At 60.3% G+C, this 15,892-nt stretch carries 16 protein-coding genes; 6 read left to right on the top strand and 10 right to left on the bottom strand.

Annotated features, from left to right (window positions below; translation table 11 throughout):
• Window positions 1-64 precede the first annotated feature (64 nt).
• Window positions 65-1,462, top strand: coding sequence for an MFS transporter (locus ACYF6X_RS08400; protein ID WP_130018278.1), 1,398 nt, complete (start codon window positions 65-67; stop codon window positions 1,460-1,462).
• Here ACYF6X_RS08400 and ACYF6X_RS08395 read toward each other — a convergent pair.
• The 7 genes from ACYF6X_RS08395 to ACYF6X_RS08365 all read right to left on the bottom strand — a co-directional run bounded on the left by ACYF6X_RS08395 (window position 1,447) and on the right by ACYF6X_RS08365 (window position 6,053).
• Window positions 1,447-1,986: a dihydrofolate reductase family protein gene (locus tag ACYF6X_RS08395; protein WP_207221090.1), complete on the bottom strand. Its 540-nt coding sequence runs from the start codon at window positions 1,984-1,986 to the stop codon at window positions 1,447-1,449. The genes ACYF6X_RS08400 and ACYF6X_RS08395 overlap by 16 nt on opposite strands.
• Window positions 1,986-2,387 (bottom strand): VOC family protein, encoded by a 402-nt coding sequence (locus ACYF6X_RS08390; RefSeq protein WP_063989835.1) that lies wholly within the window; start codon window positions 2,385-2,387, stop codon window positions 1,986-1,988. Before ACYF6X_RS08390 ends, ACYF6X_RS08395 begins: the two co-directional genes overlap by 1 nt.
• Before the next feature lie 141 nt (window positions 2,388-2,528).
• Entirely contained in the window at window positions 2,529-2,723 is a 195-nt protein-coding gene (locus tag ACYF6X_RS08385) for a ribbon-helix-helix protein, CopG family (RefSeq protein WP_004928567.1), read from the bottom strand.
• A gap of 80 nt (window positions 2,724-2,803) precedes the next feature.
• The gene (locus tag ACYF6X_RS08380; RefSeq protein WP_063989836.1) at window positions 2,804-3,592 is read right to left on the bottom strand and encodes a spermidine synthase; all 789 of its coding nucleotides are present in this window, start codon (window positions 3,590-3,592) and stop codon (window positions 2,804-2,806) included.
• Window positions 3,593-3,622: 30 nt separating this feature from the next.
• Window positions 3,623-4,078: a 3-hydroxyacyl-ACP dehydratase FabZ gene (gene fabZ / locus ACYF6X_RS08375; protein WP_033648284.1), complete on the bottom strand. Its 456-nt coding sequence runs from the start codon at window positions 4,076-4,078 to the stop codon at window positions 3,623-3,625.
• Window positions 4,079-4,253: 175 nt separating this feature from the next.
• Window positions 4,254-4,748 (bottom strand): TIGR00645 family protein, encoded by a 495-nt coding sequence (locus ACYF6X_RS08370; protein WP_033648490.1) that lies wholly within the window; start codon window positions 4,746-4,748, stop codon window positions 4,254-4,256.
• A gap of 105 nt (window positions 4,749-4,853) precedes the next feature.
• Window positions 4,854-6,053, bottom strand: coding sequence for an MFS transporter (locus ACYF6X_RS08365; RefSeq protein WP_130018280.1), 1,200 nt, complete (start codon window positions 6,051-6,053; stop codon window positions 4,854-4,856).
• 97 nt (window positions 6,054-6,150) lie between these two features.
• Between ACYF6X_RS08365 and ACYF6X_RS08360 the strand changes: the two genes are divergently transcribed.
• The gene (locus tag ACYF6X_RS08360; RefSeq protein WP_063989839.1) at window positions 6,151-7,092 is read left to right on the top strand and encodes a LysR family transcriptional regulator; all 942 of its coding nucleotides are present in this window, start codon (window positions 6,151-6,153) and stop codon (window positions 7,090-7,092) included.
• 6 nt (window positions 7,093-7,098) lie between these two features.
• On the opposite strand, the gene ACYF6X_RS08355 is transcribed toward ACYF6X_RS08360, so the two are convergent.
• Together ACYF6X_RS08355 and ACYF6X_RS08350 are read right to left on the bottom strand one after the other, a co-directional pair.
• Window positions 7,099-7,392: an Rdx family protein gene (locus ACYF6X_RS08355; protein ID WP_004928553.1), complete on the bottom strand. Its 294-nt coding sequence runs from the start codon at window positions 7,390-7,392 to the stop codon at window positions 7,099-7,101.
• 118 nt (window positions 7,393-7,510) lie between these two features.
• Window positions 7,511-8,749, bottom strand: a complete 1,239-nt coding sequence (locus tag ACYF6X_RS08350; RefSeq protein ID WP_130018281.1) for an NAD(P)/FAD-dependent oxidoreductase — start codon at window positions 8,747-8,749, stop codon at window positions 7,511-7,513.
• Between the two features lie 191 nt (window positions 8,750-8,940).
• On the opposite strand from ACYF6X_RS08350, the gene ACYF6X_RS08345 reads away from it, so the two are divergent.
• The 3 genes from ACYF6X_RS08345 (at window position 8,941) to adhP (ending at window position 12,259) form a co-directional block, all read left to right on the top strand.
• Window positions 8,941-9,726 (top strand): sulfite exporter TauE/SafE family protein, encoded by a 786-nt coding sequence (locus ACYF6X_RS08345; RefSeq protein WP_080473392.1) that lies wholly within the window; start codon window positions 8,941-8,943, stop codon window positions 9,724-9,726.
• Between the two features lie 17 nt (window positions 9,727-9,743).
• Window positions 9,744-11,033 carry a bifunctional sulfur transferase/dioxygenase Blh gene (gene blh, locus ACYF6X_RS08340; protein WP_130018282.1) on the top strand — a complete coding sequence of 430 codons (1,290 nt, stop codon included), beginning with the start codon at window positions 9,744-9,746 and terminating at the stop codon, window positions 11,031-11,033.
• A gap of 209 nt (window positions 11,034-11,242) precedes the next feature.
• On the top strand, window positions 11,243-12,259 hold the full coding sequence (gene adhP, locus ACYF6X_RS08335; protein WP_130018283.1) for an alcohol dehydrogenase AdhP: 1,017 nt from the start codon (window positions 11,243-11,245) through the stop codon (window positions 12,257-12,259).
• A 52-nt stretch (window positions 12,260-12,311) separates the two neighbouring features.
• Here adhP and exaC read toward each other — a convergent pair whose 3' ends face one another.
• Entirely contained in the window at window positions 12,312-13,832 is a 1,521-nt protein-coding gene (gene exaC, locus ACYF6X_RS08330) for an acetaldehyde dehydrogenase ExaC (RefSeq protein WP_130018284.1), read from the bottom strand.
• A 274-nt stretch (window positions 13,833-14,106) separates the two neighbouring features.
• Between exaC and ACYF6X_RS08325 the strand changes: the two genes are divergently transcribed.
• On the top strand, window positions 14,107-15,882 hold the full coding sequence (locus tag ACYF6X_RS08325; RefSeq protein WP_130018285.1) for a sigma-54-dependent Fis family transcriptional regulator: 1,776 nt from the start codon (window positions 14,107-14,109) through the stop codon (window positions 15,880-15,882).
• The last annotated feature ends 10 nt before the right edge of the window (window positions 15,883-15,892 follow it).

Below are 15,892 nucleotides of genomic sequence, written 5' to 3'. Positions count from 1 at the left end.
GCGTCTTCCGCCATCCCAACCCCTGGCATAGGCTAACCCTCAGTCTATGTCAGGAGTGTTTATCATGTTATCCCATCCTTCGCCGCAGGGCGTCCGCGGCATATTGGCCGCACTGTCTCTGAGCATGCTACTGTCATCGCTCGGTATCAGCATCGCCAACGTCGGGCTGCCGGCGCTCGCCACCGCGTTCCATGCTTCGTTCCAGGCGGCACAGTGGGTATTGCTCTGTTATTTGCTGGCCGTCACCACCTGCATCATCGGCATCGGCCGCTTGGGCGACAGCCTTAATCGCCGCCGGCTTCTGCTGGCGGGTATCGCGCTGTTTACCGCCGCTTCGCTGGCTTGTGCGCTGGCCCCGCAGCTTTGGCTGCTGCTGGCGGCGCGCCTGGCGCAGGGGCTGGGGGGCGCGGTCATGATGTCGATTGCCATGGCGCTGGCGGGCGAAGCGCTGGGCACGGAAAAAATCGGCCGTGCGATGGGGCTGCTCGGCACGATGTCGGCAGTGGGTACCGCGTTGGGGCCGTCGTTGGGCGGCGTGCTGATCGCCGGTTTCGGCTGGCGGGCGATGTTTCTGATCAATCTGCCGCTGGGCCTGTTGGCGCTGTGGCTCGCCTGGCGATACTTGCCGGAGGGGGCTCGCCCGGCAGCGCGCCAGGAACCGTTCGATCGCGCCGGTACGCTGCTGCTGGGCGGCGCATTGCTCTGCTATTCGCTGGCGATGACCCTTGGGCGCGGCAATTTCGGCGCGCTCAACCTGGCGTTGATGCTGGGGGCCCTGTTGGCGGGGGGGCTGTTCATCGGCGTGGAACGCCGCGCCGCATCGCCGCTGTTGGCGCCGACGATGTTCCGCCATCCGGCCCTGACGGCGGGGCTGGCGGCCAGCGCGCTGGTGATGACGGTCATGACCGCCACGCTGGTGGTCGGCCCGTTCTACCTGTCACGCGCGCTGGGGCTTAGCGCCGCGCAGGTCGGGCTGGTGATGTCGGCGGGGCCGGCGGTGGCTATCCTGACCGGCATTCCGGCCGGTTATCTGGTGGATCGTTTTGGATCGCAGCGCATCGCCCAGTTTGGGCTGGCGGCGGTGGCCGCCGGGGCGGCGTTGTTGTCGTTGCTTAGCCGCTGGGGCGTGCTCGGCTATGTCGCCCCCATCGCGCTGCTGACCGCCGGCTATGCGCTGTTTCAGGTGGCCAACAACACCATGCTGATGAAGGATCTGTTTCCCGAGCGACGTGGGCTTATCGCCGGCATGGTGAACCTGGCGCGCAATCTCGGGGCGATCACCGGCGCTTCGGCGATGGGGGCGCTGTTTTATCTGGCTTCGCTGCGGGTGGCGGGCACCGCGGCGGCGGCTGCGGCTTACGGGATGCAGATGACCTACGGCGTGGCGGCGCTGTTGGCGCTGGCGGCGTTGCTCATCGCCTTCGGCGGCCGCCGGCTGATGCTGCGTTACGACGCGCGCTGAACCGCGTAGCGTTCTTGCACGAACCCGTTATCCGAGGGGGTGACGGCGAGCAGGCGCAGGCGCTGCTCCGGGCCAGCGGCGCCGAATAAGGGAATGCCGCCGCCCAGCAGCAGCGGCACGCGGGTAATCGTCAGCTCGTCGATCAACCCGACCTGCAGGAAGCGCTGGATGGTCTGGCCACCGTCGATATACAGGTGACGGCAGCCTTGATCGGCCAACTGCGTCACGATGGCCATCGGTTCGCCAGTCATCCAGCGAACGTGCCCGGTATCTTGTTGTGCGGGCGGCTGCGTCGACAGTACCACCACCGGCAGGTCGCGATAGGGCCACTCGGGAAAGGCGCGGACTTTTTCATAGGTATGGCGGCCCATCACCAGCGCGTCGATGTCGGCGATAAACGCCTCATAGCTCAGGCCGTTAAGTAACGAAACCGCGTACTCGGGGCGCAGCAACCAGTCGATGTCGCCGTCCGCACCGGCGATGAACCCGTCCACGCTGGTGGCGATATAAACCGAACATTTCATCAGGCGAGATCTCCACGGTATACCACATGGACCTTGTTGCCGTCGGGGTCGCGCAGGTAAGCGCCGAAATAACCCTTGCCGTAATGCGCGCGTTCGCCGGGCTCGCCTTCACTGCTGCCGCCCGCCAGCAGGCCAGCGGCGTAGGCGCGTTTGACCTCCAGCTCATCGGCGGCGAGAAAGGCCAGCATGCTGCCGTTGCCGGCGCTGGCGGGCTGCCTGTCGAAGGGTTGGTAGGCGTAGAAACGCGGCAGCGTTTGGCCCGGCCTCACCCAGCAGCGGGCAGCGGGGCCGCCGTCCGGCGTCACTTCTCGCCGCTGTAATCCCAGCGGCAACAGGATGGCGTCGTAGAAGGCGGCGGCGGCGTCCAGATCGCTGACGCCGACGGTAATATGGCTGAACATGGCGCTTCCTTTCCGAAGAGAGAGTATGAACGGAAACAGTAGCAGCGATATTGCAGAATGGACAGACCGCAACGGAGGATTCGGATTAGGGACGCGCGCAGGGGCAAAGCGCGCTTCACGGTAGGCGGGACAGGCCGCCGTTCAATTGCTTTCGACGCGCGGATTGGCGTGAGTCGGTTGGCTGGGATAGTCCACCTGATGCTTGTGCAGATAATCGCGGATCAGCTGGCGCACCACCTGGGAAGGGGTGACGTCCTGCTGCAGGCACAGTTCTTCCAGGGCTTTCTTCTTGTCCGGGTCAATCAGCACCGTTAGCCGCGCCGTTTTCTTTTCCATCAGGATCCTCCAGAGAATGATAACTGAATGATAATACCACGTGGGCGAAGCGGCCAGCCAGACCGCGTCGCCGCTCGTCTTTAGCGGAAATGCAGCCGCTCTATTTTACGCGACAGGTAGCCGAGTTCGCAGTTGAACAGCTCGCCGCTACCGGCGGCCAGGTTGCGCAGCGCGCTCAGCGGCAACGTCACCTTGCCCGGCGTGGCGTAAATGATCACGTTGCCGCTGGGGGCGACGCAAAACAATACGGTGCCGAATATCCGGTGCAGGCTGTGGTACAGCAGGCTGCTTTCGTCGGGCAGATCGTGATAATTCAGCACCAGCCAACCGCCGTCATTCAGCCGCGCGGCGCAGTTTTCCAGGAATGTCTGGGTGCCTTGCTGCGGATCCATGGCGAACGCCGAATAGAGATCGGAGAAGATCAGATCGTAACGCGTCTCGGCGGGCGGGCGCACAAAGTCCATAGCGTCGGCGGTGCGCAGGCTGATGGTGTCGGTGGCCGGCAGCGTAAAATAGCGGCGCGCGACGGCGATCACCGCAGCGCGCAGCTCGACAACGTCGAGGCGCATCGCCGGATCGAGTGCGTGCAGCGCACGCAGCAAGCTGCCGCCGCCCAACCCCAAAATCAACGCCGAGGCCGGCGGCTGCCAGGCCACCGCCATCAGCATCGCTTTGATGTAGTTGTGGATCGGCTGCGCGGGGTTGCTGAGGCTCATCTTGCTCTGTTCGCAGATGCCGTCAAACCGTAGCGTGCGATAGTCCTTGTGGTCGGAAACGATGATTTCGCCCCAGGCGTCGGTTTCGCGAGCGATCACCTGGCCGCGCGGAGAGAAATCGAGGGTTTTGAGTAAGCTGTCAACCAGAGACATGGTATTCGCAGGGCTCCTTCGGCAAGCGGCCTATTTACGGGCGCACATGAAATCGGCGGTGCAAATGCGCCGGCCGTCGATGCTGGCGCGGCCGGTAAAGCGGGCGATCGCCCCACGGCGGCGCACAAAGGCGACCTCCATCAGCACCTGGTCGCCGGGGCGGGCGGCGCGATAAAACCGCGCGCGCTGAATGGCCGCGAAATAGTAATGCTCCCCCTCGTTCAGCGCCCCGAGATAGTAATGGGCCAACAGACCGGTGCTTTGCGCCAGCGCTTCCACCAACAGCACGCCGGGAAAACCGGCGAAGTGTGCGTGGCCGTTCCAGAACGTCGGCTCATTGGCGGTGATGTTCTTGATGGCGCTCAGCCTCCCTTCGGCAATGCAGGTGCCGGCGGGCAGCACGCGATCGACCAACAGGCAGGGATAACGATGAGGCAAAATCGCCTGAATATCGTTGAATTGCAGGGGGTGACCAGTCAATGGCATGGGAAAGCGTGATCCTGTCTGCGGCGAAACCGGTGCGAGGGCCGGCGTTCAGTCCATGATGAGTGTAATAACATTATAATAAAATTATCATCAGATGTGCCAGATGAAAAACGACGGCGAAGAAGGGGGCGTGAGGGATGCACCCGATCATGACGACCGGGTGTGGCAGTGCGTTTTAGTGCTTGGAGCGGGTCACTTTATCCAGATAGCCCATCACGAAAGCGGACAGCACGAAGGTGAGATGGATGATCACATACCACATCAGCTTGTTGTCCGGCACGTTCTTGGCGTCCATAAACACCCGCAGCAGGTGAATGGAAGAGATGGCGACGATGGAGGCGGCGACTTTGTTTTTCAGCGAGGTGGCGTCCATTTTACCCAGCCAGCTCAGTTTTTCTTTCCCTTCGGTGATATCCAGCTGCGAGACGAAGTTTTCATACCCGGAGAACATCACCATGACCAACAGCCCGCCCACCAGCGCCATGTCGACCAGCGACAGCAGGGTCAGGATCAGATCGGCTTCGGCGATAGAAAAAATGTTGGGCAGGACGTGCAGGATCTCCTGAAAAAACTTGATCGACAGGGCGACCAGGGCCAGTGAAAGGCCGACATAAACCGGTGCGAGCAGCCAACGGGAGGCGTACATCGTGTTTTCGAGCAAGCGTTCAATCATAAAATTTTATTAATTACGTGGCTAAAAGAGCGCTCAGTATAACGCAGGAGACCCGGGCGAAATCAACCGGTTGCGTTATCCGAGCGCCTATCACGGCGCGGATCAGGCTGTTGCACGCAAAGAGTGGCGCGTCATGCGGATCAGCAAAGCAACGCCCGCCGCGGCCGTCGTCAGCGCCACTACGCCCGGCCATCCCAGGTGTTCCAGTACGCGGCTGCCCAGTAAGGCGCCGGTGGCCATGCCGATGAACACCAACGTGAACAAAACGGCGTTAAGGCGGCTGCGGGCAGCCGGATCGAGGCCGTAAATAATGGTCTGGTGCGCGATCAGCGTGGCCTGAATGCCGAGATCAAACCCGATGGCGCTCAGCGCGATCAGTCCCAATTGTGCCGATTGCGGTAGCAGTGGCAATAAAAACATCAGGGCGAAAGAAACCGTTACCAGCGCAGCGCCGATTTTAGTGACGGCGTCAGGGCCATGTCGGTCAGCCAAACTACCCGCCAACGGTGCAGCCAGTGCACCCGCTGCGCCGGCCAGGCCGAACGCGCCGGCGACTGCGCTGCCCAGCTGATAGCGATCGGCCAGCATCACCGCGAGCGTGGACCAGAAGGCGCTGAAGGCGACGGACAAAAAAGCCTGGGACAACGCTGCGCGCCGCAATTCAGGGTAGGCGGCCCAAAGCCGGCTCATCGAACGCAGCAAGGCGGGGTAGCTCAGCGTGCTGTGTGGCTGAAAGCGCGGCAAAGCTCGCCATATCACCAGCGTGATCGGTAAAACAGCCAGCGCGGCTAGCGCATAAACGCTGCGCCAGCCGAAATAATCGGCGACCAGCCCGCTGAACACACGCGACAGCAAAATACCGGCCAGCAACCCGGTCATCACAGTGCCGACAATTTTACCGCGTCGGGCGTCCGGAGCCAGAGCGGCAGCGGCGGGGATGATGTCCTGCGCGACGGTGGCAGCCAGACCGAGCGTCAGGCTGCTGAGCAACAGCAGCGAAAAAGAGGAAACCAGGCTGCACAACAGCAGCATCATGGCCAGCAGCACGCCCTTCACCAGAATGATCCCGCGGCGATCGTGGCGATCGCCGAGCGGCGCCAGCAACAAAATACCCAAGGCATACCCCAATTGGGTCAGGGTCGGCACGAATCCGGTATCGCCAACGCCGACATGGAAGTCGGCGCCCATGACGCTCAACATCGGCTGACTGTAGTAAATAGAGGCGACGCTAAGACCGGCACCGGTGGCCAACAGGAAAACGGTTTTGGCAGAAAGCGCACCGCCGGTGGGTGAAAGGCTCATTCGATAATTCCTGGCAAGGTGGATGTGCGGCTATTTTTGTCGTGAATGTTATCGGTGGGTAGACCCGATGCGGGTAAAACTGTTATACGTAATGCGTATGAATAAAATTAATTTGTCCAACGGCGACCGTATAAACCTGCTGCAAACCCTGGTGCGTATTGTCGAGAGCGGGAGCCTGTCGGCGGCGGCGCAGCAGCTGGGCACCTCGCAGCCGACCATCAGCCGACGTCTGCGGGCGTTGGAACAGCTGTTGGGCGCCAGGTTGATCCAACGGACGACGCATGCGCTCCATCTTACCGATGATGGCGAACGCTGCTATCAGCAAGCGCGTGGCCTGCTCGCGCAATGGCAAAGTCTGGAAGATACGCTGCGCGGCGCGCGCGACGAACCGGTCGGCGCACTGCGCGTGCGCGCTCCGCACGCCTTTGGGCAGGATCAGCTGATCGGGCCGCTCGGGGAGTATCTGCGCCGCTATCCCCAAACCAGCGTGGAGTGGACACTCAACGATCACTCTCCCGACTTCATTTCCGAAGGCGTTGACTGCGCCATTCATGTGGGCGCGGTGACCGATCCTTCGGTAGTGGCGGTACTGTTGGCGGAAGTGCCGCGTAGCACGGTGGCGTCACCCGCACTGTTGGCTGGACGACCGGCGATCGCCAATCTCGATGATTTGGCATCATTGCCGTGGCTGGCGGTAAACAGTTTTTATCGCAATGAGGTCGTCCTGACCCACGCGACCAGCGGCGAACAGCGGCGTTTCGATATCGCGCCCAGGTTGAGCACCGACAGCCTTTATGCGGCGCGCAAAGCGGCGTTGGAAGGGCTGGGCGTAGCGATCGTGTCGTCTTGGGTGGTGAAAGAAGAATTGACGCGAGGATCCTTGCAGACGCTGTTACCCCTGTGGCGAGCCGAGCCACTGCCTATCTACCTGCTGTATCCCTACGCCAGCTATTATCCTGCGCGTTTACGTAAATTCATGGAAATGATGAAAGAAACGATGCCGCGCATTATCGGCGCGCAGCCGCCGACGGGGCGCTGACGGCCTTCAGTGCCTGGCTTTTTTACCGTCGCTGTGGCCGAGAGAACGATCGGGGAAGCTGTGATCGCGCAGCCGCTGCTTTAGCTGCGCCGCATCGGGGAAGCCGCCGTCAATCTTGCGATCCCAAATCATCACGCCATCGACGCTGATTTGATAGACCCCGCCGGTGCCCGGCATCAGGGTGACGGAGGCGAGATCGTCGCCGAAGGTGTTCAGCAGCTCTTGCGCCATCCAGCCGGCGCGCAGCAGCCAGTTGCATTGTGAACAGTAGTGGATCGTCACTGCGGGGGCATTTTTCATCGATGATCGACCGGTAGTGGTAACGGCTTGCACTCAGCCTGAGGGACCTGCAAGCGATGGTGGCTTTGTCTCGCCAAATAGTCAAGCGTCTGCTGCGGCCAGGGGGGCCGAGTGTGCGTCACGGCCGCTTGCTGCCGGCAAACCATTCAACCCCACGCAGCATGCCCGCCCAATAAAACCGGGGTAAAAACCAGGCTTTCAACCACCAGGCCAGGCGGCTGGGCTGGGTTGCGTCGAGCAGGGGAAACGTGGGCAGCAATTTACCGTCATAGCCAAACTCCGCCAGCACAACTTTGCCTTTCTCGACCGTCAAAGGACAGGAACCGTAACCATCATAATGGGCAGTGAGAGGCGCGCCATGAATCAGCGCCGCGACGTTTTCCGCCACCACCACCACCTGCTTTCGGGCTGCCGCCAGGGTTTTGGCGTTTGGCGTTGAGCAACAGTCGCCTACCGCAAAAATATCCGGCCAATGCCTATGCTGCAGCGTCAATTTATCCACATCGCACCAGCCTGATCCCTCAGCGAGCCCGCTCTGAGAAATAAACGCCGGGGCCGATTGAGGCGGCACCACGTGGAGCATATCGAAGGGCAGGGTTAACTCGCGTTTTCCCTCTTCATTTGTCTCTACGGCAAATGTCGCTCGCCGATTTTTGCCATCAACACGGATTAAATGATGATGGAAATTGACCTGCGCACGGTATTTTTCCAAATACTCGCTCAACGGGGGGACAAATTGCGGAATGCCGAAAACCGCCGCGCCCGCAAGGCAAAAATTGACGTTAATATTATTCAGGATGCCTTGACGGCGCCAGTGGTCGCATGAAAGATACAAGGCTTTTTGCGGTGCGCCGGCACACTTTATAGGTAACATTGGTTGGGAAAATATCGCCTGGCCGCCTTTCATTTCCCGGACCAGTTTCCAGGTATATTCGGCAAGATCAAAGCGATAATTAGACGTGACGCCGTTTAATCCCAGGGTGTCTTCAAGGCCCTCTATTTTATCCCAGCGTAAAACGAGGCCGCACGCAACAATAAGAAAATCATAGTTTATTTTCTGACCTTGGCGGGTCTCGATGTATTTCTGACGGGGCTCAATCCTGACAACGCTATCCTGTACCCATGCGGTTCCTGAGGGCAGGACAGCGCGCATGGAGCGCCGTGTTTTATTGATATCAAAGAGCCCGCCGCCCACCAGAGTCCATGCCGGTTGATAATAATGACAGTCGTTAGGCTCCACGACCGTTATATCAATGTCTTTAACTCGCTTCCTTATGCTTGCCGCGATACCTATTCCGGATGAACCGCCGCCAATAACAACGACGCTTTTCTGGGTGTTTATTTTTTCTGATTTCATGCAGGCCTCCTTTCATAAGAAAGTAGGGGGTTGCCGTCCAGATTAAAAGCGAATTCATAGAACTTGTGGTTATATAAAAAATCATATATTCCATTTTGCTATATGTAATAACAAATAGAAATAAGTTATTTGACATTGTCGGTTAACTGATCGTTAATAATTGGCATGAGCATCATTAAGGGATTAAGGCAGTGGATTTTTTCCATTTCAGTTTTTATATCGTGATGCTGTTAGTGGTCACCGGGGGAATTGTGGGATTCCTCTTGGCCCTGACCGGCAGCGGCGGGTCAATCGTCTGCGTGCCATTATTGCTGTATATGGTGAAAGTGCCGGATACGCATTTGATTATAGGGACCAGCGCCATGTCGGTGGCCATTAACGCGCTGATCAACCTGGCCGCGCACGCTGCCAAAGGCAATGTCAGGTGGCAGACCGGGCTTGTCGTTTCGCTGGTCGCTGTCATGGGCGCTCTGGCGGGATCTCAGATGGGAAAAATCACGGACGGACACTACTTAACCCTGCCTTTCTCCCTGTTGATGCTGGTTGTCGCCGGATTGACGCTAAAAAGAAATCACCTTGCCGACACCCCCTTGTCGTCCTCCCATTCTGCCGTTCATCCCGCCATCGTATGGCCTGGCGTCCTCGCTCTGGGGGGGCTGGCGGGTTTTCTTGGCATTGGCGGCGGATTTTTGGTTGTGCCGGCGCTGGTCTGGTTTTTCCGCTTCTCGATGGTTGAGGCGGTGGCAACTTCACTGGTGGTCGTGGCGGCCATGGGGCTATCGACCAGCGCCAGCTACGCCATGTCCGGAAAGGTGTCGATCGCCATTACGTGCTGGCTCATCGTCGGCGGCGTTCTGGGGGGCGTGGTAGGGGTGGCGCTCGCCGAGCGCCTGAAAAAACGCGAGGACATTATCAATGTGCTCTATGCCGTCATGCTCCTGGCGCTGGCCCTGTATATGTTATTTAAAAGCCTATGAAACGGAAGGAAAAAAACATGCGCATCCGCACTTACCACCCTCAGCTCTCCTTTTCAGGCGCACCTGAAGCGAGTGATTTCAAGGCGCTGTCTCAACAGGGCTACCGCCTTATCGTCAACAATCGGCCGGACGAAGAGCCGGGGGAGTATCTTGACCATCAGCAAGAGAAAGCGTTGGCTGAACAAGGGGGAATGCGTTACGTCTATCTCCCTTACACGTTCGATACGCTGACCTGGGAGACCGTTTACAGCTTCCAGTTTCTGCTGCGGCAAGGCCGGAAGACCCTGGCGCACTGCAGGAGCGGGGCTCGCTCTGCCTGCCTTTCCCTGCTGTATGCGCTGCGCGAAGGTCAGATAGATGAAGCGCAGTTTCGCCGCCAATGCGACAACTACGGCGCGGACGCCGATAAGGCGCTCAGCTGGTATGGCAAGCATCGGTCCGTGCGGGCCACTGCGGAAGTTCACGCGTTTTATGAGCCGGAAAGCGGCAGCCTGCAGTATGTTGTCGCCGATCCCGAGGCGCGCCGCTGTGCGATTATTGACCCGGTGCTGGATTTTGACCGCCGATCGGGCACGGTCTCGCATCAACAGGCCAAGAATATCCTGAATTTTATCCATCAACGGGGGTGGGGAGTGGCCTGGGTGCTGGATACGCACCCGCACGCCGATCATTTTTCGGCCGCCACCTGGCTGGCGCAGAAAACCGGCGCCTTCACCGGCATCGGTGAAAAAATTACCGCCGTTCAGGGGCTGTGGGAAGAGATCTATAATTTAAAAGGCCTGCCTGCGGCCAATACCGTCTGGGATGTGCTGTTCGCGGATGGGGACGTCTTTTTTATCGGCAACCTGCGCGCTGAAGTCCTGCTGTCTCCCGGGCATACGCTGGCGTCCGTCACATATTACATTGCGGATGCGGCGTTTATCCACGATACGTTCTTCATGCCGGACAGCGGTACCGCAAGGGCCGATTTTCCTGGTGGCAATGCGGAAGCCTTGTGGGAGTCATTGCAGCGCATCTTGAGCCTGCCGGCGGATACCCGCCTGTTTACCGGCCATGATTACCGCCCGGCGGGGCGTGAGGCCCGCTGGGAAAGCACCGTGAGAGAGCAGCGCGAGAACAATCCCTGGGTGGTCAACATGGATAAATCCCGGTTCGTTGCGCAAAGAAAACAGCGGGACGCCACGCTGCCGCACCCGGAACTCATGCTGATGGCGCTGCAGGTCAATATTCGCGGCGGCGTTCTGCCTGACTGCGAAGACGATGGGCAACACTATCTGAAAATCCCCGTGAATCGATTTAAGGGGTGAATCAAGCCAGAGAGGCGCGATCGTTCCCCGCCGCTGGGGCGGCGGTCAATCCGAATGAGATCGCGCCGTCTGTTAATTGTTTTTTATGAAATAATCATGCTGATTCATATTTAATTATTTGTTTTTACACAAAACACGCGGCGCTTGCCCTCACTGAATACAGTCACTACATTAACAACTGTACTTCCCATTCTGCTAAGGAAAACACCATGAAAGCTGCCGTAGTGACGAAAAACCATACTGTAGACATTCAGGATAAAGTGCTGCGCCCGCTGAAACACGGCGAGGCGGCATTGAAAATGGAGTGTTGTGGGGTGTGCCACACCGATTTGCACGTGAAAAACGGCGATTTCAGCGAGGTGCCGGGCATTACGTTGGGGCATGAGGGCATCGGCGTGGTCTCCGCCGTCGGTGAGGGCGTCACCTCGTTAAAAGTGGGTGACCGCGCCAGCGTCGCCTGGTTTTACCAGGGTTGCGGCCATTGCGAATACTGCGTCAGCGGCAACGAAACCCTGTGCCGTTCGGTGAAAAACGCCGGCTACAGCGTTGACGGCGGCATGGCGGAAGAGTGCATCGTGGTGGCGGACTACGCGGTGAAAGTGCCGGACGGGCTCGATTCTTTCGCCGCCAGCAGCATTACCTGCGCCGGCGTCACCACCTATAAGGCGGTGAAGATTTCCGATATCAAGCCGGGGCAGTGGATCGCCATCTACGGCCTGGGCGGGCTGGGCAACCTGGCGCTGCAGTACGCCAAGAACGTGTTTAACGCCAAAGTGATCGCCATCGACGTCAACGACGGCCAGCTGGAGTTCGCCAAACAGATCGGCGCCGATCTGACCATCAACTCCAAAACGCAAAACGCGGAGGAGATCATTCAACAGCAAACCGGCGGCGCTCACGCGGCGGTGGTGACGGCGGTGGCGAAAGCGGCCTTCAACTCGGCGGTGAATGCGGTGCGCGCCGGCGGTAAAGTGGTGGCCGTGGGGCTGCCGCCGGAGAGCATGGATCTGAGCATTCCGCGCCTGGTGCTGGACGGCATTCAGGTGGTGGGCTCGCTGGTGGGCACGCGTGAAGATCTGAAAGAGGCGTTCCAGTTCGCCGCCGAAGGAAAAGTGACGCCGAAAGTGACCAAACGGCCACTGGGCGATATCAACGCCATCTTCGACGAGATGAAGGCGGGCACCATTCGCGGTCGCATGGTGATCGATCTCGGCATGGCGAAATAAGCATCGCTAAAAAAGGCCACCCGCGGGTGGCCTTCTTGTTGTTACGCCCTAATCAGAACAGGCCCAGCGGTTTGGCGTCGTAGCTGACCAGCAGGTTTTTCACCTGTTGATAGTGCGACAGCGCCGCCTTGTGGGTTTCGCGCCCGATGCCGGAGTTCTTGTACCCGCCGAACGCGGCGTGCGCCGGATACAGGTGGTAACAGTTGGTCCACACGCGCCCGGCCTTGATCGCACGCCCCATGCGGTAGGCGCGGTTGATGTCGCGGGTCCACAGCCCGGCACCCAGCCCGAACTCGGTGTCGTTGGCCAGCGCCAAGGCTTCGGCCTCATCCTTGAAGGTGGTGACGCCAATCACCGGCCCGAAGATCTCCTCGCGGAAGAAGCGCATGCTGTTGTTGCCGGTAATCAACGTCGGCTGCAGGTAGAAACCGTTTTGCACTTCGTCGCCACGTTGGGCGGGTTCGCCGCCCACCACGATTTTGCCTCCCTCGTTTTTAGCGATGTCGATGTAGGACAGGATCTTGTCGTACTGCTGTTTTGACGCCTGGGCACCGATCATGGTCTCGGTGTCGAAGGGATCGCCCTGGCGGATGGCGGCGATGCGCGCCAGTACTTTCTCCATAAACTGCGGATAGATGGATTCCTGGATCAACGCGCGTGAAGGGCAGGTGCAGACCTCGCCCTGATTGAAGAAGCCCAGCACCAGCCCCTCAACCGCCTTGTCGATAAACTCCGGCTCCGCCTGCATGATGTCTTCAAAATAGATGTTCGGCGATTTGCCGCCCAGCTCGACGGTGCTGGGGATGATGTTCTCCGCCGCACAGGCGAGGATATGGCGGCCGACCGGTGTGGAGCCGGTGAACGCGATCTTCTCAATGCGTTTGCTGCGCGCCAGCGCTTCGCCGGCCTCGGCGCCGAAGCCTTGCACCACGTTGAGCACGCCCGGCGGCAGCAGATCGCCGATCTCTTCCATCAGCACGCTGATGCCGAGCGGAGTCTGTTCCGCCGGTTTCAGCACCACGCAGTTACCGCCCGCCAGCGCCGGCGCCAGTTTCCAGGCGGCCATCAGCAGCGGGAAGTTCCACGGAATGATCTGGCCGACCACGCCCAGCGGCTCATAGATGTGGTAGGCCACGGTGTTCTGATCGATCTCCGCCGCGGTGCCTTCCTGCGCGCGCAGGCAGCCGGCGAAGTAACGGAAATGGTCGACAGCCAGCGGCAGATCGGCATTCAGGGTTTCGCGGATCGGTTTGCCGTTGTCCCAGGTTTCGGTCAGCGCCAGCATCTCCAGCCGCGACTCGATGCGATCGGCGATCGCCAACAGCACGTTGGAACGCTCCTGCACGCTGGTTTTGCCCCAGGCATCCGCCGCCACGTGCGCCGCGTCGAGTGCCAGCTCGATGTCTTTGGCGTCGGAACGCGGGAATTCGGCGATCGGCTGGCCGGTCACCGGCGAGGTGTTGGTGAAGTAGTTGCCGGATACCGGTTCGACGAATTTGCCGCCAATGTAGTTGCCATAGCGTTTGCGGAACGAAACCAGCGAGCCAGGCAAACCGGGGTGGACATATTTCATGTGAAGCACCTCTCTGCAGATGAAAATCAGCGCTATTGGGCTGCGCCTGTGAGTGCGGCATACCGCCGCAGCACGGAGAAGCACGGCGCGTGCCAGATTAACGAGGGGCGAGGGTGCTCATTAAAAGACTTTATTTATTAGAGCGTTAAAAATGGGTATAGCTTAGCGAATCGAGCGGAGCCACCGCCGTCGATGTTTTTTGTGTCCCGTGTCGCAACGCCTGATACACATTCGTGATACATATTTGCAACACTCGCGAACGGGGGAGAAACGCATGTTGCCTGACGACCGCTTGCCCACCGAGGGCGCCAGTTTGTTGACCCACCCGCTGGCGGAATCCTGGCAGCGCAGCCGGGGCTACGGCCTGACGCGCGCCGATCAGCATATCTCGTTCATCAAAGCCGGGTTGCTCGATGAGCTGCGCAGCCGCAACGACTGGGTACCGCAACGGGTACAGCCGCTGATCGAGCAGCTGGGTGCGAAAATTACGCGCCAGCCGGCCATTGTGGTGATCGCCGACGCCGATGGGCTGGTGCTGGAAACCCGCGGCAACACCGACTTTCTGCACAAGGCGTCGCGCTTTGCGCTGGCGCCCGGCAACCCGTGGGGAGAAGCGGAGCGGGGCACCAACGCCATTGGCACCGCGCTGGCGCTGGGCGCGTTCTGTGAAGTGCGCGGCGACCAGCATTACCTCAACCAAAATGCCGGATTGAACTGCACCGCCGCACCGATCTACCGGCCGGATGGCTGCATTGCCGGGATATTGGATCTTTCCGCACCCGCGCAGCGGCCGTACCGCGATGCGCGGCACCTGATCATGCAGGCGGTGCGACATATCGAACACCGCTGGGTCAGGAGCGCGATCGCCGATCGTCACTGGACGCTGCGCCTGCATGCCGACGCCGGTAGCCTGGGCAGCGCGCAGGAGCTGCTGCTGGTGTTTCACGACGAAGTGTTGGTCGCCGCCAATCGGCTGGCGATGCTGGAGTTCCAGCTCCCACCGGCCGCATTCGGCTCGGTTGAGTTTGCCCAGCTGTTCCCCGATCTGCTGCGACAGCCTTCCGGCGCACCGCACCAGACGCTGGCCGGCAATCAACGGCACTATTATTCGCTGCTCGAGGCGCCGCAGCGCCGCATCAGCGCCCTGCGTTCGGTACCGCCGGCGGAAAGGCATGACGAACAGCATCAGAAAGCGCTGCGGATCCTCAATGCCGGCCTTTCGCTGTGCGTGACCGGCGAAACCGGCTGCGGTAAAGAGCACTTCAGCCGACGCCTGTTTCAAGAGAGCCGCTGGCGCAACGGCAACTTCGTGGCGATCAACTGCGCGGCGCTGCCTGAGCCGCTGATTGAGTCCGAGCTGTTTGGCTATGCGCCGGGGGCGTTTACCGGCGCCAACCCGAAAGGGTATATCGGCAAGATCCGCGAGGCGGACGGCGGCGTGCTGTTCCTCGATGAAATCGGTGACATGCCGGCGGGCCTGCAGACGCGCCTGCTGCGGGTGTTACAGGAAAAAACGGTCACGCCGCTCGGCAGCCGCAGCGCTTATCCGGTCGAATTCGCGCTGGTCTGCGCCACGCACCACGATCTGTCTCGGCAGGTACAGGCGGGGGCGTTTCGCGAGGATTTGCTGTACCGCATACAGGAATACAGCCTGCGCATTCCGCCGCTCAGAGAGCGGGCGCAGCTGGAGGCTTTCATTTTGCAGCTGTGGCGAGAGCTGGGCGGCGAGCGGCGCGACATTCGCCTGCTGCCGGAGGCGCTGGCGATGCTGGCACGGTATCCATGGCCCGGAAACGTGCGGCAGCTGTTGAGTACGCTCAAGGTGCTGCTGGCATTGGCGGACGATCATGCGGTGCTTACCCTGGACGATCTGCCGCAGTCCATCGCGGTGTTGGCGCCGCGCCAGGAGAACGCCGATACCGACCTGGGAGAGCTGCAGGCGGCGATCGACAGGGCGGGCGGCAATCTCAGCCGGGCGGCGAAGGCGCTCGGCGTTTCGCGCAGCACGCTGTACCGCAAGCTGGGGAGGCAGAAAGCAGCGGCGGAATGAAACCAAAGAA

Source organism: Serratia sp. ID 25-353 (assembly GCF_054792795.1).
The sequence above is the reverse complement of the archived record's forward strand: the minus strand, read 5'-3'. Positions and strand labels throughout refer to the sequence as shown.

Bases quoted from the DNA above. Each gene is read 5' to 3' on its own strand.
- exaC (WP_130018284.1), bottom strand. From the start codon at position 13,832: ATGAAATATGTCCACCCCGGTTTGCCTGGCTCGCTGGTTTCGTTCCGC.
- adhP (WP_130018283.1), top strand. From the start codon at position 11,243: ATGAAAGCTGCCGTAGTGACGAAAAACCATACTGTAGACATTCAGGAT.
- ACYF6X_RS08380 (WP_063989836.1), bottom strand. From the start codon at position 3,592: ATGTCTCTGGTTGACAGCTTACTCAAAACCCTCGATTTCTCTCCGCGC.
- ACYF6X_RS08325 (WP_130018285.1), top strand. From the start codon at position 14,107: ATGTTGCCTGACGACCGCTTGCCCACCGAGGGCGCCAGTTTGTTGACC.
- ACYF6X_RS08400 (WP_130018278.1), top strand. From the start codon at position 65: ATGTTATCCCATCCTTCGCCGCAGGGCGTCCGCGGCATATTGGCCGCA.
- ACYF6X_RS08390 (WP_063989835.1), bottom strand. From the start codon at position 2,387: ATGTTCAGCCATATTACCGTCGGCGTCAGCGATCTGGACGCCGCCGCC.
- ACYF6X_RS08395 (WP_207221090.1), bottom strand. From the start codon at position 1,986: ATGAAATGTTCGGTTTATATCGCCACCAGCGTGGACGGGTTCATCGCC.
- ACYF6X_RS08385 (WP_004928567.1), bottom strand. From the start codon at position 2,723: ATGGAAAAGAAAACGGCGCGGCTAACGGTGCTGATTGACCCGGACAAG.
- ACYF6X_RS08365 (WP_130018280.1), bottom strand. From the start codon at position 6,053: ATGAGCCTTTCACCCACCGGCGGTGCGCTTTCTGCCAAAACCGTTTTC.
- ACYF6X_RS08360 (WP_063989839.1), top strand. From the start codon at position 6,151: ATGAATAAAATTAATTTGTCCAACGGCGACCGTATAAACCTGCTGCAA.
- ACYF6X_RS08355 (WP_004928553.1), bottom strand. From the start codon at position 7,392: ATGAAAAATGCCCCCGCAGTGACGATCCACTACTGTTCACAATGCAAC.
- ACYF6X_RS08350 (WP_130018281.1), bottom strand. From the start codon at position 8,749: ATGAAATCAGAAAAAATAAACACCCAGAAAAGCGTCGTTGTTATTGGC.
- blh (WP_130018282.1), top strand. From the start codon at position 9,744: ATGCGCATCCGCACTTACCACCCTCAGCTCTCCTTTTCAGGCGCACCT.
- fabZ (WP_033648284.1), bottom strand. From the start codon at position 4,078: ATGCCATTGACTGGTCACCCCCTGCAATTCAACGATATTCAGGCGATT.